A 24,595-nucleotide genomic window follows, 5' to 3' on the forward strand; every position below is an offset into this window, starting at 1 on the left:
ATATGGCCCGGGAGATACGGATCACCGTCGACGACGACGAGGTGTTCGAGCGGATGAAAGCGCGCAAGCGGGAACTCGACCTGTCCTGGGAGGAGGTCCTCCACCGCGGCCTCCGGCGGGACGAGGAGGGAGTCGGGAGCGGACGGGACGAACGGCGGGGCTACGAACGGGCGCCGCCGGACCCGATCAGTGCCCCCGGGGCGTTCGCCGAGGACCTGAAACGCCAGATCCAGGGGCAGGTTCGCGACTCCCTGCACGCCTCCCTCGAGTCGACCTGGGAGGAGCCCTACCGCGACGACCCGCTCGGGCGCGACGTCGAGACGCTCGAGAGCGCCGAGGACGCGGTGCTGGTCTTCGGATTCCTCGAAGACGGCGGGGCGAGCGCGCAGGTCCCCCTCCGGGTCACCCTTGAGGCCGGCGCGGAGGGGCTGACAGCCGAGGTCGTCGCCGTCCGGCAGGGGAAGGGCGTCGCCGCGATGAACACGTTCGAACCGGCGACCCGGCGGCGGATCGTCGAGGGGCTGGCGACCGGCGAGGTCGCGACCCTCGAGTTCGACGCCGGCGCCGAGATCTACCCGGTGGTGCCGACGCTCGCCTGGAGCCGGGACGACGGCGGGCGGCCGACGGTCGTCGACGTCACGATCGACGAGGTCCGGTTCGATGCCGACTGAGCCGCCCGACCCCGCGGCGACGGCGGCGCTGTTCGACCTGCTGGGCGAGGAGACGCGGCTGCGGATCGTCCGGGAACTCTACCGGCACCGCCGGGAGGAACCCGACGAGCCGGGGCTGTCGTTCTCCGCACTCGGCGCTCGCGTCGGCGTCGAGGACACCGGGCGGTTCAACTACCACCTCGGTCGGTTGCGGGGATCGCTGGTCGAAAAGCGGGCGGGACGGTACGTGCTGACGCCGCTGGGCGCGCACCTGGGCGCGGTCGCCCTCGAGTCCGCCGCTCCGGACCCCGCGGGACCGTCGCCGTGACCGCGCTCAGCCCTCGACGCCCGTAACCTCGTATCCGAGCTCGCGGACGTCCTCGAGGATCGCCTCGTGGTCCGCACTCGCCTCGTAGTAGATCACGATGTCGAAGGTGCCCTCCCGGAGCAGCTGCTGGCACTCCCAGACGAACTCCTCGCCGTCGAGGGTGAGCCCCTGGTGCTGGTTCGAGGAGAAGTCGGGGTCGTCGTTGCCGGAGTAGACGTAACAGTCCCGCGGGTCGTGGCCCGCGTGTTCGGCGATAACGTCGCCGACGTCGATCGTCGCCTGCATCATCCGGACGTCCTCGCTCCCGGCGTACTCGGTGTGGACGATCGCCCCGTTGAGCTCGATCTCGCCCGGCTCGAGCAGGGCCTTCGTCCGCCGGTAGAGGTCGTCGTCGATCGTGTTCGCCATCGTGCCGAGCGAGGCGCCCTGGACGGATAGCCGTCACGATTCACGCCCTCGCTCTCGATAACCGGACAGTTCGAACACACAAGACACATAGTGGTCGGTACAGTCAGATGAGATGATGACCGGGTGGTTTCGCCAGCGCATCGGTGACGCCTACGAGCAGTTGCTCTCCAGAGAGGTCGCTGGCGCGCCGACACACGTCGCGGTGATCCAGGACGGAAATCGGCGCTACGCCCGCAAGAACGGCGGCGAAGCCACCGACGGCCACCGCGCGGGGGCCGAGACGACCGAGCAGGTCCTCGAGTGGTGCCAGGAGATCGGCGTCGAGGAACTCACCCTCTACGCGTTCTCGACGGAGAACTTCAACCGTCCGCCCCACGAACGCGAGGCGCTGTTCGACCTGCTCTGTACCAAGCTTCGGGAGTTCGCCGACGCCGAACAGGTCCACGACAACGAGGTGTGCATCCGCGTGCTGGGCGACGTCGACAGGCTTCCCGATCGGGTACAGGACGTCATCGAGTACGCCGAGGGGCGGACCGAGGGGTACGACCGGTTCGTCCTCAACGTCGCCCTGGCCTACGGCGGCCGATCGGAGCTGCTGTGTGCCGCCCGGAGCGTCGCTCGAGACGTCGAGAACGGAAGTCTGACTCCCGAGGACGTCGACGTCGAAACTGTCGAGAAGCGGCTGTACGACCAGCCGGTCAGGGACGTCGACCTGATCATCCGCACCGGCGGCGACGAGCGAACCTCGAACTTCCTGCCCTGGCACGCCAACGGCAACGAGGCCGCCGTCTTCTTCTGTACGCCCTACTGGCCCGAGTTCTCGAAGGCCGACTTCCTTCGGGGCATCCGCACCTACGAGTCGCGGGAGGCGTCCTGGCGACGCACCCGCGCCCGGCGGGCGCTCGCCCTGCTCGGCGCCGTCAGCGACCGCGAGCTCACCGAAGCGCGCGCAATCGTCGACCGGTTCCGGGACTCCCTGCCGACCGGCGAACAGCCCGACGACGAGGAGTTCGAGTCGGGCGCACGGGTCGCCGACTGACCTCACTCGCCGAAGCGACGGGATCGGTTGCAGAACTCGAGGACCGCGCGCAGGAAGTCCCGTTCGCGGAAGTCCCGCCAGTTGACGTCGGTGAAGTAGAGTTCGGAGTACACCGACTGCCAGATCATGAAATCGGAGAGGCGCTCGGCGCCGGTCTTGATGACCAGGTCCGGCTCCGAGGGGAAGACGAGGTGGCGCTCGACGTGCTCGTCGTCGATCTCCTCGGGGGCGAGTTCGCCGGCGTCGACGCGCTCGGCGAGCGTCCGGATCGCGCCGGTGAACTCGTGCTTGCCGCCGAGGCCGATGCCGATCTGGATCGGCCCGTCCGCGCGCGTCGGGTCCTCCGGACTGCGGACGACGACGTCGCGCGGCGCGTCGAGGTCCTCGAGCTGGCGTCGGAGCGTGGGCACCGCCGCCGCGTCGAGGACGCTCACGTAGACGGTGACGCGAGCGGCGTACTCGAACGCCCAGCCGAAAAACTCTGCGAGCGTCTCGTAGGCGCCCTGTTCCAGCAGATCGCGTTCGGTGATGACGAGGGCGATGTGACCGGGCGGCGCGCCGTCGTGGCGGCGAATGCGGAGCGCGAGATACCGTTCGTACAGTCCCACACACACGAGTTCCGGAGCCGACGGCATACCGGTTACGAGTTCCGGCGACCGACGCGAGCGAGCGGGAGCTGATTCCCGAGGAACGCCCCTGAACCGGACGCGGACGGCGGTGACGCGGGTTCAAGAACGTTAAAGTGATCGCCACAGAAAGGAAGCGATATCGTGACCTCCCCAGTCCGGCGAGCGGGTGCATTTGCGGCGCTCTGTCTCCTCTCGCTCGCCGTTCCGCTGCTCGGCCCGGTCGCAGCGGCGCCGATCGCGGTCGCCGTGCTGGCGGGGGCGTTCGTCGTCACCGACGGCCCCGTGTTCGACCTCTTCGCGTACCCTGGCGACTACGAGGACCGGCGTCTCTACGGGCTTCTCACGTTCGTCCTCGCTGCTGTCGCCCTCGGCATCGTCGCCGTCGAGTCGACGATGTCCGTCTCGCTGTTCGTCGGCGCGGTGTTGCTCGTCGGCTACGGCAACCTCGCCGAACAGCTCGCTCGAACGCGAACCGACGGGCCGGCGCTGCTGGTCGCGACGTTCACGGCCGGCGGGGCGGTCGCCGCGACGATCGGACAGATGCTCGCGTACGTACTGGCCGGCTCCGCCGTCGTCACGCCGTTACCGAAGATCGTCTTTCTCGCCGTCAGCGGCGCGCTCCTCGCGGCCCTGCTGCGTGACATGCTGATCAGCTACGACGATCCGATCGTCATGCTGTTCGTCGGACTCCTGCTGTGGTTGCTCGCCGAACTCGAGCCGGCGATCACCGCCACGGGGATCGCCGCCGCGCTCGCGATCACGGTCGCCATCGGCTACGCCTCCTACGCGCTCGCGACCGCCTCCGTCGCCGGCATGCTCACCGGCGTACTGCTCGGCCTGCTGACGATCGTCCTCGGCGGCTACAGCTGGTTCGTCGTCCTCATCGCCTTCTTCGCGATCGGCAGTCTCTCGACGAAGTTCCGCTACGACGAGAAGGCCGACCGCGGAATCGCCGAGGACAACGAGGGTGCCCGCGGCAGCGGCAACGTTCTCGGGAACGCCGCCGTCGCGCTGGCGGCCGTCCTCGGCTACGCCGCCAGCTCGAGTGACCTGCTCGCCGCCGATCCCGACCTCTTTCTGTACGCGTTCGCGGGCTCGCTCGCGACCGCGCTGTCGGATACGCTCTCGAGCGAGATCGGCGGCGTCTTCGACGAACCCCGGCTCATCACCACCCTCGAACCCGTCGAACCCGGCACCGACGGCGGCGTCACCTGGCAGGGCGAGGTCGCAGGCGTCGCCGGCGCGCTCGTCGTCGCGGTCCTCTCGGTCGTCCTGTTCGACTCCGTCGGTCTCGTCGGCGGCGCGATCGTCGTCGCCGCCGGCGTCGTCGGGATGACCGTCGACAGCCTGCTGGGGGCGACGCTCGAGGGATCGGTGCTCGGCAATCAGGGCGTCAACTTCCTCGCAACGCTCTCGGGGGCGATCTTCGGCGCGCTCCTCGTCCTCTCGATGGCGATCCTGGGCTGATCAGTGCGAGTCGGGAGCCGTCTCTGCGATGTCGTCGATCGCGTGGATTCGAACGTCGGTCGGGCGTTTGGTGAACTGGCCGAGCGAGCGGGCGACGATCCGTTCGACGCCGCGGTCGGCCGCCAGATCAAGCAGCCGCTGGCTCAGGATGCCGTCGAGGACGACCGTCGTCGGTGCGGGCTCGAGTTCCGCGAGGGTGTCGTACGCCTCGCCGACGGCCTCCTCCGCGAGGATCGTCCCGTCCGCGAGAAACCGGACCTGGTCGGTTCCCGCCCGGACGACCGCGCTCGCGTGATCGTACACCGTCGTCGCTGCCGCCGGGTCCGCCTCGGCGGGAGCCGCCGTGGGTTTGGCGAGTTCCGACGGCTCGGCTGCGCTCGAGTCGGCGTCGGGCGCCGGTCGGTCGGTCGACGACGGCGCTTCGCTCGGCGGCCCGGTCGCCGTGCTCCCGTCGGTGACGGCGACCGTCTCGCGGGGCGATCCTGACCCGGCGACGGAGTCGTACGGCGCCTTGTTCCGGAGGGCGGCGAACACCTGGTGGTGGTCGAGGTCCTCCACCGAGGAGCCGCCGGGGGCGAACGCGACGTAGTCGATGCTGCCGACCTGGGCGAGCTCCTCTAAGATCAGGTCGCCGCCCCGGTCGCCGTCGAGAAACGCCGTCACCGTGCGGTGGTTCGTGAGCTCGGCGACGGCATCGGGGACGTTCGTTCCCTCGACGGCGATCGCGTTCTTGATGCCGTACTTGAGCAGCGTGAGCACGTCCGACCGTCCCTCGACGACGATGATCGCGTCGCTGTCGGTGACCCGCGGCCCCGCGGGGAGGCCCTCGTACTCCGTGATGTCCTCGACGCGGACGTGCTCGCGGACCTCCGCTAGGATCTCCTCGGAGGACATCACGCTGTCGTCGAACCCCGTCCGCAGGAGTTCCTTCGCCCGGTCGACGACCACCTTGCGCTTTGCGGCGCGGACGTCCTCGATTTCGGTCACCTCGAGGGTCGCCCGGCAGGGGCCGACGCGGGTGATGGTCTCGAGGGAGGCCGCGAGCGTAGCGGTTTCGACCTTGTCGAGGCTGGTCGCGATGGTGAGGTGGCCGCTCGAGGTGCCTTTCGTGCTGGTTATTTCGACGTCGATTCGGCCGACCTTCTGGGACTGTCGGAGGTCGCGCAAGTCGAGGTCGTCCCCGAGGAGTCCCTCGGTCTGGCCGAAGATCGCGCCGACGACGTCGCTGCGCTCGACCACCCCGTTGGCCGTGACGTTCGCGTGGATGAGATATTTCGACGTGTCTTCCATGGGAGATCTGCCCCGGGAGGGGGCGACGCGAGAGCCGCGCGTATGTACCCGTATACCGTAACGTTGGCCGGTGAGGGGCAAATAGCTGTTGACACGCGAAGGCCGACAGTCGATCGGAGCCGACGCGGGAGAGCGCGGGTCGGTGACCGATGTCGCCGACTAGTACGTCGTCGTCCAGTACCAGTAGACGGTGACGGCGACGAGGACGACCAGCCCGCCGAGGAAGAACAGCAGCCCCGGCGGAATCGTCGCGAAGACCGCCTCGGCGGCCTCGGCGCCGCCGTCCGGGGCGGTCTCGGGCGGTGCCGTCTCGTTGGCGGCCGTCGGTTCGTCGGCGTAGTACTCCGGGTCGACATCGTCCGCCGTGTCGGTGTCGTCGGGAGCGTCGGCGTCGTCCGTCGCCCTGTCGTCTCCGGCGGCCGCGTCCTCCGCGTCCTCGGCGGACTCCTGCTGGGTGGTGAACGCCGCGTCGTCGGTGTCCTCCGGTGCGTCCGCGTCGGCCCCCTCGTCGGCAGGGGCGTCGACTTCCTCCTCGCCGGTTGGCTCGTCAGCGGAGTCGGCCCCGTCTGCGGTGTCCGCAGCGTCGCTCTCGGCGTCGTCGGCCGGCGCGGCTTCGGTGTCCGCGGGCTGACCCGGGGCGAAGAACCGCTCGAGGCCGTACTGGACGAGCAGGCTGCCGCCGGCGAGCGCGCCGAGCCCGCCGATGAACCGGGAGAGGGCGGTCTTGAGCTGGGCGGCCTTCGACTCGTCGCTGGTGACGATCAGCGGACCGTCCGCGGTGGCGTAGACGCTCATCTCGTTGCCCCGCGAGGAGTACCAGGTGTCGACGACCTCGACGAGTCCGGCGTCCTCGAGCTTCTCGAGGTGGTAGCGGACGTTCTGGATCGACGAGTCGATCGCCTCTGCGACGTCGCTGGGAGTGCCGGGTTCGTCGTCGAGGGTGGCGTAGATGCGACGGGCCGTCGTCGACGAGAGCGCGCCGAAGACGGCGTCTGCGTCCTCGTCCGCGAGGTCGACGACCCGCGGCTGTCCCTCCTGTGTAGGGGTGTCCGACCGGAGAGGAAACAGACGGGCCATAGGGGTCTCTGGTTTAGTTTCTCAGCCGACACATATACCCCTTTCCTTACGTGAAAGAGCGATTTTAGCTTGGAAAAACGCCAGCAAGCTCTCCCCCGGACGGATGATGAAAAATTGTCTTCGATAGCGAAGTTCGAATAGAAACAATTACCCACGTCGATCCACGAGGGTCGCGTATGCGTCGAGTCGAACTCGTGGGGTGGATCGGCGTCGCGATCGCGCTGGTCGCGCTGACGATCCCGTGGTTTCTGTGGGGAAACGATACGGTCGTCGCGGGGCTGCCGCTCTGGCTCTGGTGGCACGTCGGCTGGATGTGCCTCGCCTCGATCGTGTTCTGGCTGTTCGCCGACCGGGCGTGGGGGCTGGGAATCGAACCGGACGCCGTAACGACCGGCGATCGGAGCGGTGAGAACCCGTGAGCCTCGAGCTCCAGGTCGGCATCATCGTCGGCTACCTCGTTCTGGCGCTGGCGATCGGCCTCGTAGCCTACCGGGTCACCGAGCGCACCGCCGAGGACTTCTACCTCGCGAGCCGCACGGTGGGGACGGTCGTACTGTTGTTTACCACGTTCGCGACGCTGCTCTCGGCGTTCACGTTCTTCGCCGGGCCGAACGTCGCCTACCGAAACGGCCCGGAGTACGTCCTCGTGATGGGGCTGATGGACGGCATCATCTTCGCGATCCTCTGGTACGTCATCGGCTACAAGCAGTGGCTGCTCGGGAAGCGCTACGACTACGTCACCCTCGGCGAGATGCTCGGCGACCGCTTCGGTTCGCGTCGACTTCGGGGGCTCGTCGCCGGCGTCAGCCTGCTCTGGCTGTTTCCGTACGTGATGCTCCAGCAGGTCGGGGCGGGCACCGCCCTCGAGGCGCTCACCGACGGCGCCGTCTCCTACGGCCTCGGAGCGGGGCTGATCACGCTGTTCATGATCCTCTACGTCGTCGTCGCCGGCTTCCGGGGGATCGCCTGGACGGACACCCTCCAGGGGGCGTTCATGCTCGGGGCGACCTGGGTCGCCGCCCTCTGGGTGCTCGTCGCCGCCGGCGGACTCGCGGAGGTCACCGCCGCGCTCCAAAGCTCCCCTGCCGGCGAGGAGTTCTTCGCCCTCGGCAGCGACTTCTACACGCCCCAGTGGATGCTCTCGACGGCGATCGTGATCGGTTTCGGCGTCGCGATGTTCCCGCAGGTGAACCAGCGCTTCTTCGTCGCGGGGTCGAAGACGGTGCTCAAGCGCTCGTTCGCGCTCTGGCCGGTGCTCTGTGTCGCGCTCTTTCTCCCGGCGTTCATGCTCGGCGTCTGGGCGCAGGGGCTGGGCCTCGAGATGGGCGACAGCGGGAACATCCTCCCGGTGATCCTCGGCGAGTACACGCCGCTCTGGTTCGCCGCGCTCGTCATCGCCGGGGCGATGGCCGCGATGATGTCTTCCTCCGATTCGATGCTGCTGTCGGGGTCGTCGTACTTTACGCGGGACATCTACCGCCCGTTCGTCGACAGTACGCTCTCGGCGCGCCGGGAGGACTTACTCGCCCGCGTCGGGGTCGTGGTCTTCGCCGTCGCCACGTTCGTCGCGAGTCTCTACAACCCCGCGACGCTGTTCGAGATCGGGGAGGCCGCGTTTTCGGGATTCGCCCAGCTCGCACTGCCCGTGCTGGTCGCGCTCTACTGGCGGGGGACCACCCGCGCGGGGATCACCGCCGGCATCGTCGGCAGCCAGCTGTTCTACCTCTCGAGTCTGTTCACGCCGGTTCCGGGAACGTACGCCGGCTGGTCGGCCGGCCTCGTCGGGATGCTCCTCGGACTCGCCCTCACCGTCGCCGTCTCCTGGCTGACGGCGCCCGCGGCGGACGAGCGGCGGGCAATCTACTTCGACGAGCTGTCGGCCGACTGAGACGGTCTGCCGTACCGACCCCGGTGCAACCGCAGGGCGGGTCGCGGCTGACCGGAACCCACGGACGGGAGGCGGTACGAACGGCGTTCCGCAACCGTCACGCCGAAAAGGCGGCCCCGCGTAGGTCCGACGATGACGACCGAGCTGGCGCACCCGGATGACGCCGACTGGCGCGTCGTCGGCACCCGTACCGACAGCAGCCGCATCGCCCTCGCGACGGTGCGCGCCGAGACGACCCTCTACGAGCACGTGCCGAGCGCCGACAGTCTCGAGGCCGTTCAGCCCCCAGAGATCGACGTCCCGCTCCGGTCGCTGTTCGCGATCGAACTCTCGTTCTCGCCGTCGCTCTCGGCGGTGGGAATCTCGCCGGACGCCGGCATCGACCTGGCCGCCCCGAAGGCGAAATCGCAGTTCGTCGCCACCCTCGAGGACGAAGGCCTCGACGTCGGCGAGCAGAAACGGGTCGGGAGGCTCTCCCGCGAGGACGGCACCGAGGGGCGGTGGTACGTTCTCGAGACGGCGTACCCGGTCGCCGCCGGTGCGGCCGACGAGGGCGAACGGCCGACCGTCGCCGCCGAGACGCACGTCGCGGTGTGGCCCACCGCCGAGAGCTTCGCGGTCGCCGGCGGCGTGCTCCCGCTCGAGGCGCCGCCGGCGCTCGAGTCGGGCCTCGAGGTGGACGTCGAGCGGGACCAACAGCGGCTGCTGGACGTCGTCCGGGCGCTCGAGATCGGCGAGAGAAGCGAGGACGAGTCCGCCGATGTGGGTGATGCCGGGCCCGGAGAAGACGACACGGCCGCTGGAGACGGTGCCTGAGCTCGACGCCCGGCCATCGGGCCGTGTCGAACGACCTTTGGTCCACACTTGAGAACACGGAGGTATGCAAACGCACATCGTTCCGGTCGGCTTCGATTACGACCGGCTGATCGCCCCCCTCGTGCGCGATCAGATCGACGTCGAGCGGGTGATCCTGCTCGAGGGCGCAGTCGGCAGCGAGGCCAACGTCGAGTACTCCCGGAACCTCTCCCGGAAGCTCGAGCAGGACTTCGAGAACCTGCTGGGGGCGGCGACCGAGCGGTTCGTCCTCGAGGACGTCTACGACTACGACGCGGCGTTCGAGCAGGCCTACGAGCTGATCAACGACGAACTCGACCGGGGCAACGAAGTGTGGGTGAACGTCGCGGCGATGCCCCGGACCGTGAGCTTCGCCTTCGCCACCGCGGCTCACTCACTGATGGTCGAACGCCAGGACGACCGCGAGAAGATCCACACCTACTACACCGCCCCCGAAAAGTACCTCGAGACGGAACTCGCAGAAGAACTTCGCGACGGGGCGGCGCTGCTCGAGGAACTGTTGTCGAGAGCGGACGAGAGCGGCGACGAGGGGGTTATCAGCGCCGATCGCGTGCGCGTCGAAGAGCGCCTCGAGAGCGCCCGCGACCTGCTCGCGGAGTTCGACGAGCGCGGGACGACCATCGGCGCCAAGGAGATCGACGGCCAGCACATCGTCGAACTCCCGGTGGCGTCCTTTTCGAGCGTCAAACCGTTCGAGGAGCTGATCCTGTACAAGCTCGGCGAGGACGGCGAGTTCGCCTCCGTCTCCGAACTGGCGGAGGCCCTGTCCCGGGAGCTCAACGAGGAGTACACCGACAGCTTCCGCTCGAAGGTGATCTACAACGTCGACCGGCTGGGCCCGGGCGGCAAGGGCTACATCGAACGCGAGGAGCACGGGAAGTCCTACCGGACCCGGCTCTCTCGCATCGGCGAGCTGTGGGTGCGTTCGCACTCGGACACGGTTCCGGAGCCGCGACCGTAGGGGGATCGCCGGCCCGCGAGCGGAGGAGAGCGGTCCGGTCGCGGGCGAAACGACCGGTCAACCGGCGAGTTCGCCGCGCTTCAGCTGTCCCGTCGCCGTCCGCGGCAGCGCCTCGCGGAACTCGACCTCAGCCGGGACGGCCAGCGTCGGGAGGGTCGCTTCGGCGTGCGCTCGGATCGCCGCCGCGAGCTCCTCGTCGTCCGCCTCGACCCCGTCGGCGCGGACGACGACCGCCTTGACGGCCTGCTCGAGGTCCGCGCCGTCCTCGACCGGCTCGCCGCCGTCATCGGCCGTCGTCGCCACCGCGGCGGCCGCGGCGACGCCCTCGTGCTCGTGGAGCGCCCGTTCGACGTCGACGGGGCCGATCCGGGAGCCGCCGCTGATGATGACGTCGTCGGCCCGTCCCTCGTACCAGAGGTAGCCGTCTTCGTCCTCCTTCCCCAGATCGCCCGTCAGGTACCAGTCGCCGGCGAACGCCTCGTCGGTTCGCTCGTGATCCTCCCAGTAGCCGAGGAAGAAGGAGGGGAACTCCCCGCGGACGGCGATCTGGCCCAGTTCGTCTGGTGCGAGTCGCTCGCCCGAGTCGGGGTCGACGATTCCCACCTCGACGCCGGGGAGCGATTTCCCCATGCTGCCGGGGCGGGTCTCGATCGAGGGGTAGGTGTTGACGATCATGTTTCCGGTCTCGGCCTGGCCGTAGCTGTCGTCGATCGGCGTGCCGAGTGCTCGTTCACCCCACTCGATGAGAGCCGCGTCCAGCGGTTCACCGGTGCTGATCGCCCGGTGAAGGTCGAGATCGGCGTCGGCGAGGTCGTCCTCGTACTCCTGCAGACCGCGGTAGATCGCGGGAACGCTCGAGAGCACCGTCACCGGGAACTCCTCGAGCAGCGAGATCCAGGTCTCCGGCTCGAAGGGGCCGTCGTAGGCGAGGAGGCTGTGGCCCCAGAACCAGACGCCGAGGGCGTTGACCGGAGCCGTGAGCCACCCCCGATCGCCGGTGGCCCAGTAGAGGTCCGTCTCGTGCTGGAGGAGGTCGGCGCCGTACAGCTGCGCCGCGGCCGCGCCGACGACCCAGCGGTGGCCGTGGACGATCCCCTTCGCCGGCCCCGTCGTGCCACTCGTGTAGTACAACAGGGCGGGATCCGACCCGGTCGTTCGGACGACGTCGTACTCGAGCGAGGCGCGATCGAGCGCCTCGTAGTAGCTCACGTCGCCCCGCCGAACGCCGATGCCGTCGTCGCTGACCACGATCACGTGGTCGACGGCGACGGCGTCGTCCTCGAGCGCCCGCGCGACCGTCTCGCGGTTCGCCGGAGTCGTCACGACGACCCGCGCGCCGCTATCGGCGAGGCGGTAGGCAACCCCCTCGGAGCCGTACTGGGGATCGATGCCGCCGAAGACGCATCCAGTCTTCAGCGTCCCGAGCATCGCGACGTACTGTTCGGGGACGCGGGGCATGTAGCCGAAGACGCGGTCGCCCCGCTCGATCCCGAGGTCCTCGAGGACGTTCGCGAACGCGTTCGACCACTGGGTGAGCTCCCAGAAGGTGATTCGCTCGCGCTCGCCGTCACCCCCGACGAAGTACAGCGCGACGGTGCCCCGGTCGGTTCGGTAGCGGTCGCACACCTCGTGGGCGACGTTGATCTCGTCGGGGCCGTCCCAGTCGGCGTCCGCGTAGATGCTGTCCCACTCGAAGACCTCCGAGAGCCCCTCGTAGTCGGCCAGGTTCGGTGCCGTGTCCATGCCGAGGTTGCCCACGTCGAGGGGCATAACTCATTGGTCGGCCCCGATCACGCCAGTCGTGCGAGGGCGCGCTCGCGAAGCACGAGCAGACACGGTAGCACCGTCAGGCAGGCGATAAAGGCGAAGATAATGCTCAGACCCGTCACGAGGCCGAAGCGCTGCAGCGGCGGGGCGAGCGCCAGTGCGAGGACGCCGAAGCCGGCGGCGGTCGTCGCCGCGCTGCCCAGCAGCGCGCCGCCGGTTCCCGTGACGGTGGCGGTGAGCGCGGCCTCGAGAGTATCGCGTTCTCCCCTTTCAGCCACGAATCGCTCGCCGACGTGGATGCTGTAGTCGACGCCGAGGCCGATCGCGAGGCTCGTTATCACCGCCGTCTCGCTGTTGAACGGTACGTCGAGCAGCGCCATCGTTCCGAGCAACCACGCCAGTGCCGCCACCACCGGCGCGAGGGTGATCGCGCCCAGGGTGAGCGCCCGGTGGCGGACCCAGTAGAGGACAGTGAGAAACGCGAGGATCACCGCCAGCGTGACCGCGAACGCCTGGACCAGCGTCTCGAGCAAGGCGTCCTGGATCACGGCCGTCGTCACCGGTCCGCCCGCGGCGGTCGCCGCCACCGGCGCGTCGCTCTCGATGAGACTCGCCACGTCGCGGGTGTCGTCGGCGACGTCCTGAGCGGCCGCGTCGCCCCGGACGGAGAGCAGCAGGCGGGCGGAGTCGTACTCCCCGCCGTCGGTTCGATGCAGGACCGCCGAGGCCGCCTCCTCGTCGGCCTCGTACAGTACGTCGTAGAATCCCGCGAGGTCCTCGTCGGGGAGGCCGTCGCCGGTCGTGTCGCGTTCCTCGAGTGCGGTCGCGACGCTTTCGTTCTCACCGGCGAGTTCCCGAAGGACGCGTACGGGGCTCTCGACGGCCGCAGTTCCGTCGGAGCGGGCGGCGATAGTGGTGTTCCCCTCGACCGAAGCCGTCGCGTTCTCGATCGCGACCAGCGTCTCGGGATCGGTTATCCCCTCCTCGAGCAGAATCTGGGACTGGCTGCCCTCGCCTCGTTCCTGGAAGTTCTCGCCCAGATAGGCCGCGTCGTCGCTGATCGTGTACGTGTCGGGTGCGAGCGGCCCCGGCAGGGATTTCGCCCACTCGGGAGCGTCCTCCGGTAAGAAGTCCGTCTGATTGAACTCAGTGTCGATCCCCGTCGCGCCGTAGGCGCCGCCGACGGCGAGCAGGAGTGCGACGAGAACGACGGCGAGCGGCGCCTTCCGGGCGACGGCGACACCTCGCGAGAGGGCGCGGTTGACGAGTCCAGTTCCCCGACCGAACGGCTGCTTTCGCCGGTCGCGGTCGAACCGTGACTCGAGCACCCGATCCACCTCGACCTTCAGTGCGGGAACCAGCGCGCCGAAAACGACGAACGTCGCGAAGATGCCGCCCGCACTGAGCAGGGCGAAGTCCTGGATCGCCGGCAGCGGGCTGACGTAGTTCGAGAGGAAGCCGACCCCCGTCGAGAACGTCGCCGCGGCGAGCGCCAGCACGACGCCCGCGAGGCCGAGGGCCATCCCCCGGCCGGCGTCCAGGTAGCCGCCGTCCTCGATCGGCCCGTCGGTTTCCGTTCCCTCGGGTGGCTCCTCCTCGAGCAGCCCGTTTCTGGCCTCCCGGTAGCGCATCACGACGTGCAGGGAGTAGTCGATCGAGAGCCCGATCAGGAGGAACGGAACCGCGATCAGGAGCTGACTCGAGGGGACCTCGAGCCAGCCCTGGATGCCGGCGAGCCAGGCCATCACGAGCGCGATGCCGAACAGCCCGATGAGTACGTCGACGACGTCCCGGTAGGTGATCGCGAGCACACCCAGTACGAGCACGAACGCGACGGGCGTGATGATCGCGAAGCTGTCGCCGACGGCGCTCGAACTCGCCGCGTCGGTGATCCCCTGGCCGAAGACGAACGCGTCGTCGAAGCGCTCCTCGACCAGTTCGTCGATCGCGACCTGGGCGTCGTAGGCCGCCTGGGGCTCCTCGTCGTCGCCGCTGTCGTCGATCTGGAAGAGGAAGGTGATCCGCGACTCGGCGGTCGTCTCGCGGGGTTCGTACTCCGTCGGCAGGAACTCGTAGGGGTCTTCGCCCTGCGTGTCTGCGTCGGGGTCGAGCACCGCCGCCAGGAGCTCTTCGACCTCTTCGTCCGAGCGGTCCTCGAGCGCCCCGATCTGCTCCTCGAGCGTCGGGTGGCTGGTGTCGGGCGGTCCGTTCGCCTCAGCCGCGCGGTCCTCGAAGACCGCGCCGGTCGCGACGACGTTCTCGAGGCCGACGAACCCCTCCTCGCTCAGGGTGGCGTTCAGCGTCTCGTTCGCCCGCACCTCCTGTTGTAACTCGAGGCTCTCGAGCAGCGACTCGCGGGTGAGGACGTCGCCACCTTCGTCTCTGACGACGATCTGTGTGACCACGCGGTCGTCCGTGTCGTAGGTGTCCTCGATCTCCTCGAGCGCGCGGGTCTCATCCGAATCGACGTCGAACTGGCCGATGCCGCCGTCTTCGGTTTCACCGACGGCCGCGCCGGCGGCGATGACGGCGGTGAGCACGAGGAGACAGACGATGACGAGTTTGCTGTGGCCGACGATCGTTTCCGCGTAGCGGTCGGCGAGTCTCCCCCTCACCCTCTCTCCCCCCGTCGCGAGAACATCGCAGAATCCCGCCGCTCGAGTCGTCTCATGCGTTCAATCGAACCCGAGCGTTGATAGCCGTTCGGATAGAAGCTAGTTACGTATAATCCATATCTGATTATGAACACCGAAACTACGCGCAACCGTGGGGTGCTCAGCCCGGCCGACCGCGCCTACCTGTTCGGCGAGCGGGAGATGAGCCACGACCAGTCCAGACGGAACGCCGAGGCGCGCATCCGCGAGCGGGTGCGACACGCCGTCCTCGACTTCGACGTGCTGTTGCACACCCTCTCGGTGAAGGACCGCCGGCAGGTGTTCGACGACGTGGCGACCGACGACGCCTTCCTCGACGGTCTGCGGGCGATGGTCGCCTTCGCCTACGTCGGCACCAAAGAGCAGGGGTTCGACTTCGAGGACGTCCTCGTTCCCGCGGTGCGAAGCTCCGAGGAAGCCTACGCCGCGAAACAACTGGACGCGACCGCTTCCGTCGACGTCACCTTCGAGGTCGAGACCACCGTCGAGACGACGCTCGAGGGAATCGCCGGGCGCCTCGAGGAAGGGGAGCCCGTTACGCCGAGAGAGCTGTTCTCGCTGATCATGCAGGGGGATCACGATCCTGGGAAATACGACGAGATCACGCTCGTCGGGGTCGACGACGAGGGCGTCGACGATCCGTTTCTGGAGCGGCTTGCGGCTTACTTGGGCGGCAGCGTCCGTCACGTCACCGACTCGCGGGCGGTGATCGACCTGGGTGCGGACTCGAGTGAAAACGACTCGAGCGACGGCGACTGACAGCTGCTCGAGCGCGAGCCATCACGCGCTGAGACCGTGCGGTCACAGGACGCCGATCACGAACCCGATCGCGGCGAAAAAGGCTACGAGCACCGCGGTGCTGGGACCCTCGTACGCCAGCCAGGGAATCATCCCGGCTACGTGAGTGACGAACGCGACTGCGAACGCCGACAGCAGCACCACCGAAGCGCGGCCGGAGACGAGTATCGCGACGGTGAACAGGACGAACACCACGGCGATACTCACGTCGGCCAACACTCCTCGTTTTGCGACGAGAAGACCGTCTGTTCCGCCTTCTGCGGCTGGCCGAATATCTATATTCCCATGTTGTTAGTTTTGGAAGGATAGTAGTTTCGGTGCTGGATCACTCAGGGTATGTACCCACTTTCGCGATCGTATCGATACCGTATTGACGTACACCGTCGAGGACGAAACACCTATCATTGACGCCACACAACAGGTTCTCGTGATGATTCCGGCAGCGACACCTCGTCGGTTCGCCGGCCCTCGAGCCGCCGTTTTCGTAGGGGCCTTCTAGCCCCATCTCGCCACACCGTTTCGACGGATGTATTGTAGCCGACCAGCATTCAGCGAACAACGACCAGTATGGCAGATCGACACCCACACGCGAGACGACGCACGCGCCCCCAGCGGGCGGTGACAGCATGAGTATGGACAGCCCCGAACAGGAGGAAGGGCTCGAGGGCGGTTACGACCCGTCCGAGATCGAGCCGAAGTGGCAGCGGCGCTGGGTCGAGGCGGAGACCTACGCCTACCAGGGCGAACCGGGTGCGGACCCGAACACGACCTACGCCATCGACACGCCGCCGCCGACGGTGTCCGGGAGTCTGCACATGGGCCACCTCTACGGCCACACCCTGCAGGACTTCGCGGCCCGCTTCCAGCGGATGGCAGACGGCGACGTCCTCTTCCCGTTCGGCTACGACGACAACGGGATCGCCTCCGAGCGGCTGACCGAGGAGGATCTGGACATCCGCCACCAGGACTACGAGCGCCGGGAGTTCCAACAGCTCTGCCGGGAGGTCTGTCAGGAGTACGAGGCGGAGTTCACCGAGAAGATGCAGAGCCTCGGCTGCTCGATCGACTGGGGGCACACGTACAAGACGATCGAGCCCCGCGTTCAGCGGATCTCACAGCTCTCCTTCCTCGATCTCTACGAGAAGGGACGGGAGTACAGAAAGAAGGCCCCCGCCATCTGGTGTCCGGAGTGCGAGACGGCAATCTCGCAGGTCGAGACCGAGGACGACGAGCGGAATTCCCACTTCAACGACATCGCGTTCGAGATGGCAGGGGAGAGCCCGCCGCGCGAGAAGTTCGTCATCTCTACCACGCGGCCAGAACTGATACCGGCCTGCGTCTCCGTCTTCGTCCATCCCGACGACGAGGCGAACCAGGATCTGGTCGGCGAGACGGCCCGAATCCCGATCTTCGGCCACGAGGTGCCGATCATCGCCGACGACCGCGTCGACATGGAGAAGGGATCGGGGATCGTGATGTGCTGTACCTTCGGCGACCAGAACGACATCGAGTGGTACCAGGCCCACGACTTACCGTTGCGGGTGGCCATCGACGAGACCGCGACGATGACCGACCTCGCGGGCGACTACGAGGGACTGAGCACGGAGGAGGCCCGCGAGGTCATCGTCGAGGATCTCGAGGAGGCCGGCTACCTCCGGGACCGCCGCGAGATCGTCCACGACGTCGGCGTCCACGAGCGCTGCGACACCCCCGTCGAGTACCGGGTGTCCAAACAGTGGTACGTCGAGATTCTGGACCACAAGGAGGCGTACCTCGAGGCCGGCGCCGAGATGGAGTGGTACCCCGAGAAGATGTTTACCAGGTACCGACACTGGATCGAGGGCCTCGAGTGGGACTGGCTGATCTCCCGCCAGCGCGACTCGGGCATCCCGTTCCCGGTCTGGTACTGCGCCGACTGCGACCATCCGATCATGGCCGAGCGGGCGGACCTCCCGGTCGATCCGCTCTCCGACGATCCGCCGGTCGATAGCTGTCCGGAGTGCGCCGACGACACCTTCGAACCTGAAGAGGACGTCTTCGACACCTGGGCGACCTCCTCGCTGACCCCGCTGATCAATGCGGGCTGGGACTGGGACGAAGAGAGCGAGGAGTTCACGATGTCGAACCCCGAACTCTACCCGTTCGACCTGCGCCCGCAGGGCCACGACATCATCTCGTTCTGGCTGTTCCACACCATCGTGAAGTGCTACGAGCACACCGGCGAGGTTCCCTTCGACGCGACGCTGATCAACGGCCACGTGTTAGACGAAAACCGCGAGAAGATGTCGAAGTCCCGCGGCAACGTCGTCGAACCCGCCGAAGTGCTCGCGGAGTACCCAGTGGACGCGGTTCGCTTCTGGGCGGCCAGCGCCGCCGTCGGCGACGACTTCCCCTACCAGGACCAGGACATCGTCGCGGGCGAGAAGCTCCTCCGGAAGCTCTGGAACGCCTCGAAGCTCGTCGACACGCTCGCGCCTGTCGACCCCGACGAACCCGCAGAGCTCGAGGCTATCGACCGCTGGCTGCTCGCCGAACTCGACGCCACCGTCGAGGAACTTACGGCTCACCTCGAGGCCTACGAGTTCGCGAAGGCCCGCAACCGTCTCAGAACCTTCTTCTGGAGCACGTTCTGTGACGACTACCTCGAGATCGCCAAGGGCCGAGAAGAGAATTCCTCGACGCAGTACGCGCTGCGGACGGCTCACCGGACGTTCCTCGAGCTGTGGGCGCCGTACCTCCCGCACGTCACCGAGGAGATCTGGCAGTCCGTCTACGCCTCGAGTGCCGATTCCGCCGGCGAGGGCGACTTCGAGAGCATTCACACCCGCGACTGGCCCGAACCCCTGGGATACGACGCCGACCTCGAGGCCGGCGAGACGGCGATGGAGGTCATCTCCGCGCTCCGTCGGTACAAGTCCGAGCGCCAGCTACCGCTGAACGAGGAACTCGAGTCCGTTTCGGTCTACGGTCCGATCGACGGGTTCGAGGACGCGATCCAGAACGTGATGCACGTCCGGAGTCTCGACGTGCTCGCAGAGCCCCCGGAGATCACCACCGAGGTCGCGTCGATCGGCCTGGACTACTCGACGCTCGGCCCGAAATACGGCGCGAAGGTCGGCGAGATCGACTCGGGAATCGACAGCGGCGAGTACGAGATAGACAACGAGGCAGGCGTGCTTCGGGTTGCAGGTGAGGAACTCGAGGACGAGCTGTTCGAGGTGGAACTCGAGCGGACTTACTCGGGCGACGGCGAGATGCTCGAGACCGAGTCGGCGGTCGTGATCGTCGAATAAGGTTCGATCGCCGCTTCACCTACCGGGCAGCATATGTCGGATCAGCGAATAGTACCGGCTATGGACCGCCTCCGCTCGCGTCGCGCCCTCCTCGCAACGATCGGAACCGGAGTCGTCGGGAGCTACGGCCTGCTGACGGCGACGGCGGGTCCCGATCGAGCGGATCAGCCGTCGATCGGCTGTCCCGACTACGGCGACCGCATCACCGAGCACCGCTGTAACGACCACCGCAGAGTCGGCGTGGCCCTCGAGCCCTCGGCGACGACCCTTTCGGCACCCGGTTCGATCACGTTCACGCTGCGAAACCGCTCGCATCGGTCGTTCAGGTCGAACCTCTACGGCTGGGGGCTCCACCGGTACGCCAACGGAGAATGGGAACACGTCGCTCCGGAGCGGGTCCCGCTGCCGCTGCACGGCCTCCATCCCGGCGGAACGGCGGAGTGGACCCTCACGGTTCGGCCTGAAGCGGACGACGAGTGGCTCGAGGACGACGGCTACACCGACGTTCGGTTCGCCGACCTCGAGGCCGGCACCTACGCGTTCGGCATCGACGGCTGGTGGGGCGACGACGGCCGCGACGCGAAAACGGCGCTGATCGAGACGTTCGCACTCGAGGTGTGAGAGCCGACCTCGAGCGAAGCGGGGACTCCGGACGCGGCTCGACCCGATCAGCTTACGGTTCGGGCGGGCGACACGGACTCGATTTTCTTCACTCGGATTGCGAGCGCCAGAAACAGCGCGAGCAGGACGAACGAGGTCTCGCCGGCGGCGATCAATCCGAGGGCGTCGGCGCCGAGGAACATCTCGGCGTCTCGAGCCAGCGGGATCGCCGTGTGATGGGGGTCCCCGACGATGGGAACGAAGTAGTCGACGACGAGATTCGACCAGTACCACAGCAAGGCGACGCCGACGGCCGAAACCGAGAAGTCAGTGATCCGGTGGAGCACCAGCGCCTGGACGACCATCGCGAGGTGGCTCCAGAAGAGAAACTGGTACATCAGCGGGTGGGTCTGGGCCGCGTAGGTTTCGTAGAAGACGAGCAGCGTGTAGGGCGTCCACAGGCCGAGCACGATGTTGCCGAAGAACGCGAGTGCGGTGAGCCAGGGGAGTTCGTGGCCTAGTTTCCAGGCTGCAATGGCGAGCGCGATGAACAGGGTTGCGAGCGGGCTGTCGGGAACCCACGGCCACATCACCATCGCGGTGTCGGCGAACTGGTGGCGGTAGTACCAGAAGCCGAACGCCGTGCCGGCGAGGTTGATCGCCACGATGAGCCAGGCGTAACGCAGGCCGAGGTCCTCGAGTCGCTCCGGAACGGGGGCGAGCGCGCGTGGCAACGGATCCCTGTCGGCTAGCCGACTGCTCGCGGTCATTATCCGGCGCGACGGAGGGCGACGTGAAAACGATAGCGGTTGAACCGACGCCCGACGCGGCGAGCGGAGCGCTGGAGGGGGCGACGGGAAAACGGACGAACACGAGCCACACCAGCAACCACCACCTGCCGGCCGGGGACGATCCCGTACACGGACACTGTGTTGGGTTGGCATAACACTGGCAGTAACATCGTGTTACTGCACGGGGAAGGCGAGTAAAGGACACGCGTAAGTGAGATGAATTCCAATGGCTCGCTATGGCCGAGAACACCGATCTCGAGGAGCTTCGACGTGGCACGGACCTCGTCAAGCGCGGCTTCGCACAGATGCAGAAAGGCGGCGTCATCATGGACGTCGTCGATCCCGAACAGGCTCGGATCGCCGAGGACGCGGGCGCCGTCGCGGTGATGGCTCTCGAGGCCGTGCCGGCGGACATCAGAAAGCGCGGCGGCGTCGCGCGAATGGCCGATCCCGCCGACGTCGAGGAAATCGTCAACGAGGTGTCGATCCCGGTCATGGGCAAGGCCCGGATCGGCCACACCAAAGAAGCACAGATCCTCGAGTCGGTCGGCGTCGACATGATCGACGAGTCGGAGGTGCTCACCCCCGCCGACGACGCCTACCACATCGACAAGCGCGACTTCACCGCGCCGTTCGTCTGCGGCGCGCGTAATTTGGGCGAGGCCCTGCGCCGGATCGAGGAGGGCGCAGCGATGATCCGCACCAAGGGCGAAGCCGGCACCGGCGACGTGAACCAGGCGGTCCACCACCAGCGGACGATCAAGGGCGCGATCCGCAAGCTCGAGGGGATGAGCCACGAGGAACGGGAGGCCTACGCTCGCGAGATCGAAGCGCCCGCCGAACTGGTCCACGAGACCGCCGAGATGGGCCGGCTGCCAGTAGTCAATTTCGCCGCCGGCGGCATCGCGACCCCCGCCGACGCCGCCTTGATGATGCACCACGAGTGCGACGGCATCTTCGTCGGCAGCGGCATCTTCGGTGCGGAGAACCCCCCGGAGATGGCAGACGCGATCGTCCGCGCGACGAACAACTGGGACGACGCCGACACGCTCGCCGAAATTTCGAAGAACCTCGGCAAGAGCATGAAAGGCGACGCGAACGTCGACCTCCCCGAGGAGGAGAAGCTCCAGGGCCGGGGCGTCTGAGCGGTCCAGACGTCGAGCACATCCAATTTTTAGCGTGATAACCGATAGAACGAATAGCGTTGATGAAATCCACGATAGATGACAGAAGTTGCTTGCTGAATATAGAGGGTGAATGCAGCACAGTGACTCGCTTCATTTCACGTGATTGGGTCTGGATTACCCGGTATAGAACGTGCGAACCTAACGCTGTGAGTTCTATCAGTTACCGATGATGTTGGCTGAGCCGTGCTAAATAGAAGGCGCGCGCTATTCGAAATGCCCCCGGTGTCGGTGGCGATCGTCAGACAGGAATCCGATCGCGAGGGGGTGAATCCATGTCAGTCTGCCGTACCTCGCTCAGACGGAGGCGCTTCGACTCCGATATCCTGTGACCGTTCAACAGCAACACGCGCACGCCCACTCGTCTCGTCGAAAATCAGGTGGGTGTGCGGATACGCCATCTCGACGTCGGCATCACCGAGTTCTTCCCAGACACTCTCGTGTACCTTCGATCGCATCTCGAGTGCTGTCTGAGCGATTTCGGGGTTGTCCGGTCGGAAGTCAATCGAAGCGTACCACAATCTGGTCGAGAGGTAGGGTGCCGCTGGTCTCCACAGGTGGATCGAATCGATCGATGGCCAGCGGATGTCCCTCCTCCTCGGCCCGGTCGAACGCGTCAGTTCCCGGCGTTTCGCCGAGAATTGTGTACGAGTCGATAGCGTACGGTAGGCCGTTAGAGGCTAACGATAGCGGCCGGTTCATGACGTGGAAGTGAAGGTGGGGAGCGCTACTGTTACCTGTGTTCCCAACCAGCGCCAGCACGTCGCCCCGCGTTACCCGATCGCCTTCCGTTACGCGGATGCTGCCCGGCTGGAAGTGTGCATAGAGCGCATAATTATCGTCGCCGAGGTCGAGGATTACCGAATTTCCATCTGCCTCTTCAAGGGAGAGGTCCTCTGGAACCTCACCTGGGACGTTCTCAGGCACTCCGTCAATCACTCCGACCACAGTACTGTCAGCGACCGCAATCGCTTCCTCTCCGTAGATGGCGTAACTCTCGTTATCCTCCTGTGGACCGCTGTAGACTCGGTTCTCGTCATCGAGTTGTTCGTAATCCACGGCGTACCGCTGTGCGAGCCAGATGTGACCATTAATCGGAAGCGCCGCTCGGGTATGGCGAACCGCGTCGCAGCACGAGTCGGCCGCTACGTAATTCGAACCCCGTAGCGGAGGGCCAACGGTGACGACATCATGGCGATCAACGTTCGTTTCCCCGATTGTTTCAGTGATCTGTTGCTGATCCGGCGGTGCGGCCTCGGCCTCCACGGTTAATCGATGAACCAGCCTCCCAGGCACATCAATCGAGTCATCGACGGTTACGTGCAAGAAGACGAGTGCGGTCATCGCCGGATCTAATGAATCCACGCTTTCTCGGCTACCCGCAGGCTGGAGACGACCGGCCACCTCTGTTGCATCCAATGCAGTAACCACAGTACCAGTGTCGGCGTCGACGATCTCGAGGCGCTCTATCGTTACCGCTCCTGATGTGAAGTTCGTCGTCTCGAGTTCGTATACCAAGTGCGTCCGCTCATCAGAACCCGTAAACGGAATCGGAGCGTATAGGACCTCACCAACAAGTGGGGTGAAATCCTGATCACCGCCGACTGGGCTTGTAGCTGTCGACCTGTTATCAGAAGAGTCCATCGCTGACTCGTTCAGTATAGATACGTCACCAGACGTCTGCCTTCCATCGATGTGGCCCGTACTGGCACCTAAGACTCCAAGCGCTGTCCCCTTTAATACCATCCGTCGACCATATGTCACACAACCACATACGACTCCATGTGAGATAAACCCGCTCTATGTATTTTGAGAACATTGTTTAATGGCTTCTCGTCTGATAGCCTCTCCAACGAATTTCGGCTAGCAGAGGTTCTAAACTAAACCTACTATTTAAGAAATCAGTACAGTGCTCTTGACCGCTCTCGGTGAGATCGATTGTCGTTCCGTTACCTACTTGATCTGTACTGACCGTTAACCACCCTTCGTAGTTTGACCTTCAACTCGTGCCACACTCGCGCCATGAGTTCAGCACGAATTGTTCGACATACTCGGGTTCTGTCAGGAGTGGCGTGACCGACTCAGAGGATGGATGCAGCACGACAACCCGCTTTATTTCGCGTGGTTTGACCTGAACTACTCGGTATAGAACCTGCTTAGTGATCGCCATGTTACCTGACAGTTGTGATAGGTGTTCTTGAACCCATGATAGAGGAAGCGTATTCAGGTGGGACGATCTCAATATAAAAACGATTTAGCTCGTTCAGTACACCAGAAGCGACCCGTTCGGGACTGCACCGGACGTATCACGGTCACTCTGGACCGGTGGACTGACCGTGGATTGTGCGAAATCCGTTATCGTGCTGTGCGGCGTATTTGAATGCGGTGAGTTGTTGATGACCACACCAGACGAGAACAAGGAGATTGTCCAGCGCGTTCAATACGATACATACACTGGGGAGGAGGATCTGGACGTCATTGACGAGTTGGTGAGCGACGAGTTCGTAATGCACGACCCGGTCAGCGGCGACATTCACGGTCCCGACGGCTTCAAAGAGTACGTCGAAACGTTCCAGAAAGCCTTTGGGGAGTTGACCCTCTCGGTCGAACATATGGTCGTCGAGGACGATATCGTGGCGAGTCACGGTACGGCACGCGGAACCCACGAGGGACAGTTCCCGGGACTCGACGTAGAACCGACCGGTGAGGAGTTCGAGGCCAGTGGGATGGAAATTGATCGCATAGAGGACGGAAAACTGGTCGAAAGCTGGTTCATGCCTGATGCACTCGGGTTACTGCAGCAACTGGGGGCTCTTCCAGAAGAGGGAGTTTCCCCTGAGCACTAACAGACCCAGAGTGATCCACTAACTTCTTTGAAAGCCGCTGAAGCAATGGTGTCTCTTGTTGCTGAGCAGG

General features: G+C 66.0%; 22 protein-coding genes. 13 read left to right on the top strand and 9 right to left on the bottom strand.

The features are described from left to right. Positions 1-2 precede the first annotated feature (2 nt). Together NMQ11_RS12550 and NMQ11_RS12555 are read left to right on the top strand one after the other, a co-directional pair. Complete coding sequence (locus NMQ11_RS12550; protein ID WP_255168654.1) at positions 3-671, top strand: hypothetical protein; 669 nt, start codon at positions 3-5, stop codon at positions 669-671. Continuing rightward, complete coding sequence (locus tag NMQ11_RS12555) at positions 661-978, top strand: DUF7347 domain-containing protein (protein WP_255168656.1); 318 nt, start codon at positions 661-663, stop codon at positions 976-978. Before NMQ11_RS12550 ends, NMQ11_RS12555 begins: the two co-directional genes overlap by 11 nt. 6 nt (positions 979-984) lie before the next feature. Here the strand turns inward: NMQ11_RS12555 and NMQ11_RS12560 are convergent, their stop codons facing one another. After that, complete coding sequence (locus NMQ11_RS12560; protein ID WP_255168657.1) at positions 985-1,386, bottom strand: DUF5778 family protein; 402 nt, start codon at positions 1,384-1,386, stop codon at positions 985-987. 115 nt (positions 1,387-1,501) lie between these two features. Between NMQ11_RS12560 and uppS the strand changes: the two genes are divergently transcribed. Then, a complete protein-coding gene (uppS, locus tag NMQ11_RS12565) occupies positions 1,502-2,425 on the top strand; it encodes a polyprenyl diphosphate synthase (RefSeq protein ID WP_255168659.1) in 924 nt (307 codons plus the stop codon). 2 nt (positions 2,426-2,427) lie between these two features. Here uppS and NMQ11_RS12570 read toward each other — a convergent pair whose 3' ends face one another. Beyond that, positions 2,428-3,033, bottom strand: a complete 606-nt coding sequence (locus tag NMQ11_RS12570; protein WP_255168661.1) for an undecaprenyl diphosphate synthase family protein — start codon at positions 3,031-3,033, stop codon at positions 2,428-2,430. A 162-nt stretch (positions 3,034-3,195) separates the two neighbouring features. Here NMQ11_RS12570 and NMQ11_RS12575 point away from each other — a divergent pair, with 162 nt between their 5' ends. Beyond that, positions 3,196-4,521 (top strand): DUF92 domain-containing protein, encoded by a 1,326-nt coding sequence (locus NMQ11_RS12575; protein WP_255168662.1) that lies wholly within the window; start codon positions 3,196-3,198, stop codon positions 4,519-4,521. Here the strand turns inward: NMQ11_RS12575 and dnaG are convergent, their stop codons facing one another. Further along, positions 4,522-5,811, bottom strand: a complete 1,290-nt coding sequence (dnaG, locus tag NMQ11_RS12580) for a DNA primase DnaG (RefSeq protein ID WP_255168664.1) — start codon at positions 5,809-5,811, stop codon at positions 4,522-4,524. It abuts the gene before it with no gap. A gap of 159 nt (positions 5,812-5,970) precedes the next feature. Beyond that, entirely contained in the window at positions 5,971-6,888 is a 918-nt protein-coding gene (locus tag NMQ11_RS12585; RefSeq protein WP_255168665.1) for an ArsR/SmtB family transcription factor, read from the bottom strand. Between the two features lie 176 nt (positions 6,889-7,064). On the opposite strand from NMQ11_RS12585, the gene NMQ11_RS12590 reads away from it, so the two are divergent. The 4 genes from NMQ11_RS12590 to NMQ11_RS12605 all read left to right on the top strand — a co-directional run bounded on the left by NMQ11_RS12590 (position 7,065) and on the right by NMQ11_RS12605 (position 10,592). Further along, the gene (locus NMQ11_RS12590; RefSeq protein ID WP_255168667.1) at positions 7,065-7,307 is read left to right on the top strand and encodes a DUF3311 domain-containing protein; all 243 of its coding nucleotides are present in this window, start codon (positions 7,065-7,067) and stop codon (positions 7,305-7,307) included. Further along, positions 7,304-8,776, top strand: coding sequence for a sodium:solute symporter family protein (locus NMQ11_RS12595; protein ID WP_255168668.1), 1,473 nt, complete (start codon positions 7,304-7,306; stop codon positions 8,774-8,776). The genes NMQ11_RS12590 and NMQ11_RS12595 overlap by 4 nt, the downstream gene beginning before the upstream one ends. A 132-nt stretch (positions 8,777-8,908) precedes the next feature. Continuing rightward, positions 8,909-9,592 (top strand): DUF6517 family protein, encoded by a 684-nt coding sequence (locus NMQ11_RS12600; RefSeq protein ID WP_255168670.1) that lies wholly within the window; start codon positions 8,909-8,911, stop codon positions 9,590-9,592. Between the two features lie 64 nt (positions 9,593-9,656). Beyond that, positions 9,657-10,592: an HFX_2341 family transcriptional regulator gene (locus NMQ11_RS12605; protein ID WP_255168672.1), complete on the top strand. Its 936-nt coding sequence runs from the start codon at positions 9,657-9,659 to the stop codon at positions 10,590-10,592. 57 nt (positions 10,593-10,649) lie between these two features. Here the strand turns inward: NMQ11_RS12605 and NMQ11_RS12610 are convergent, their stop codons facing one another. Then, positions 10,650-12,335 (bottom strand): acetate--CoA ligase, encoded by a 1,686-nt coding sequence (locus tag NMQ11_RS12610; RefSeq protein WP_255168674.1) that lies wholly within the window; start codon positions 12,333-12,335, stop codon positions 10,650-10,652. 47 nt (positions 12,336-12,382) lie between these two features. Beyond that, the gene (locus tag NMQ11_RS12615; protein WP_255168676.1) at positions 12,383-14,974 is read right to left on the bottom strand and encodes an efflux RND transporter permease subunit; all 2,592 of its coding nucleotides are present in this window, start codon (positions 14,972-14,974) and stop codon (positions 12,383-12,385) included. Positions 14,975-15,100: 126 nt separating this feature from the next. Between NMQ11_RS12615 and NMQ11_RS12620 the strand changes: the two genes are divergently transcribed. Then, on the top strand, positions 15,101-15,772 hold the full coding sequence (locus NMQ11_RS12620; protein ID WP_255168677.1) for a DUF8102 family protein: 672 nt from the start codon (positions 15,101-15,103) through the stop codon (positions 15,770-15,772). 42 nt (positions 15,773-15,814) lie between these two features. On the opposite strand, the gene NMQ11_RS12625 is transcribed toward NMQ11_RS12620, so the two are convergent. Next, entirely contained in the window at positions 15,815-16,018 is a 204-nt protein-coding gene (locus NMQ11_RS12625) for a hypothetical protein (RefSeq protein ID WP_255168679.1), read from the bottom strand. A 425-nt stretch (positions 16,019-16,443) separates the two neighbouring features. Between NMQ11_RS12625 and NMQ11_RS12630 the strand changes: the two genes are divergently transcribed. After that, positions 16,444-19,104 (top strand): valine--tRNA ligase, encoded by a 2,661-nt coding sequence (locus tag NMQ11_RS12630; RefSeq protein ID WP_255170894.1) that lies wholly within the window; start codon positions 16,444-16,446, stop codon positions 19,102-19,104. Between the two features lie 60 nt (positions 19,105-19,164). Then, positions 19,165-19,725: a hypothetical protein gene (locus tag NMQ11_RS12635; RefSeq protein ID WP_255168681.1), complete on the top strand. Its 561-nt coding sequence runs from the start codon at positions 19,165-19,167 to the stop codon at positions 19,723-19,725. 47 nt (positions 19,726-19,772) lie between these two features. Here the strand turns inward: NMQ11_RS12635 and NMQ11_RS12640 are convergent, their stop codons facing one another. Continuing rightward, a complete protein-coding gene (locus NMQ11_RS12640) occupies positions 19,773-20,474 on the bottom strand; it encodes a DUF1405 domain-containing protein (RefSeq protein ID WP_255168683.1) in 702 nt (233 codons plus the stop codon). Positions 20,475-20,731: 257 nt separating this feature from the next. On the opposite strand from NMQ11_RS12640, the gene pdxS reads away from it, so the two are divergent. Beyond that, positions 20,732-21,640: a pyridoxal 5'-phosphate synthase lyase subunit PdxS gene (pdxS, locus tag NMQ11_RS12645; RefSeq protein WP_255168685.1), complete on the top strand. Its 909-nt coding sequence runs from the start codon at positions 20,732-20,734 to the stop codon at positions 21,638-21,640. Between the two features lie 540 nt (positions 21,641-22,180). Here pdxS and NMQ11_RS12650 read toward each other — a convergent pair. Beyond that, positions 22,181-23,443, bottom strand: coding sequence for a M23 family metallopeptidase (locus NMQ11_RS12650; protein WP_255168687.1), 1,263 nt, complete (start codon positions 23,441-23,443; stop codon positions 22,181-22,183). 632 nt (positions 23,444-24,075) lie between these two features. Between NMQ11_RS12650 and NMQ11_RS12655 the strand changes: the two genes are divergently transcribed. Then, positions 24,076-24,525 carry an ester cyclase gene (locus tag NMQ11_RS12655; protein WP_255168689.1) on the top strand — a complete coding sequence of 150 codons (450 nt, stop codon included), beginning with the start codon at positions 24,076-24,078 and terminating at the stop codon, positions 24,523-24,525. Positions 24,526-24,595: the final 70 nt, after the last annotated feature.

The organism is Natrononativus amylolyticus (assembly GCF_024362525.1).
GTDB classification, from domain to species: domain Archaea; phylum Halobacteriota; class Halobacteria; order Halobacteriales; family Natrialbaceae; genus Natrononativus; species Natrononativus amylolyticus.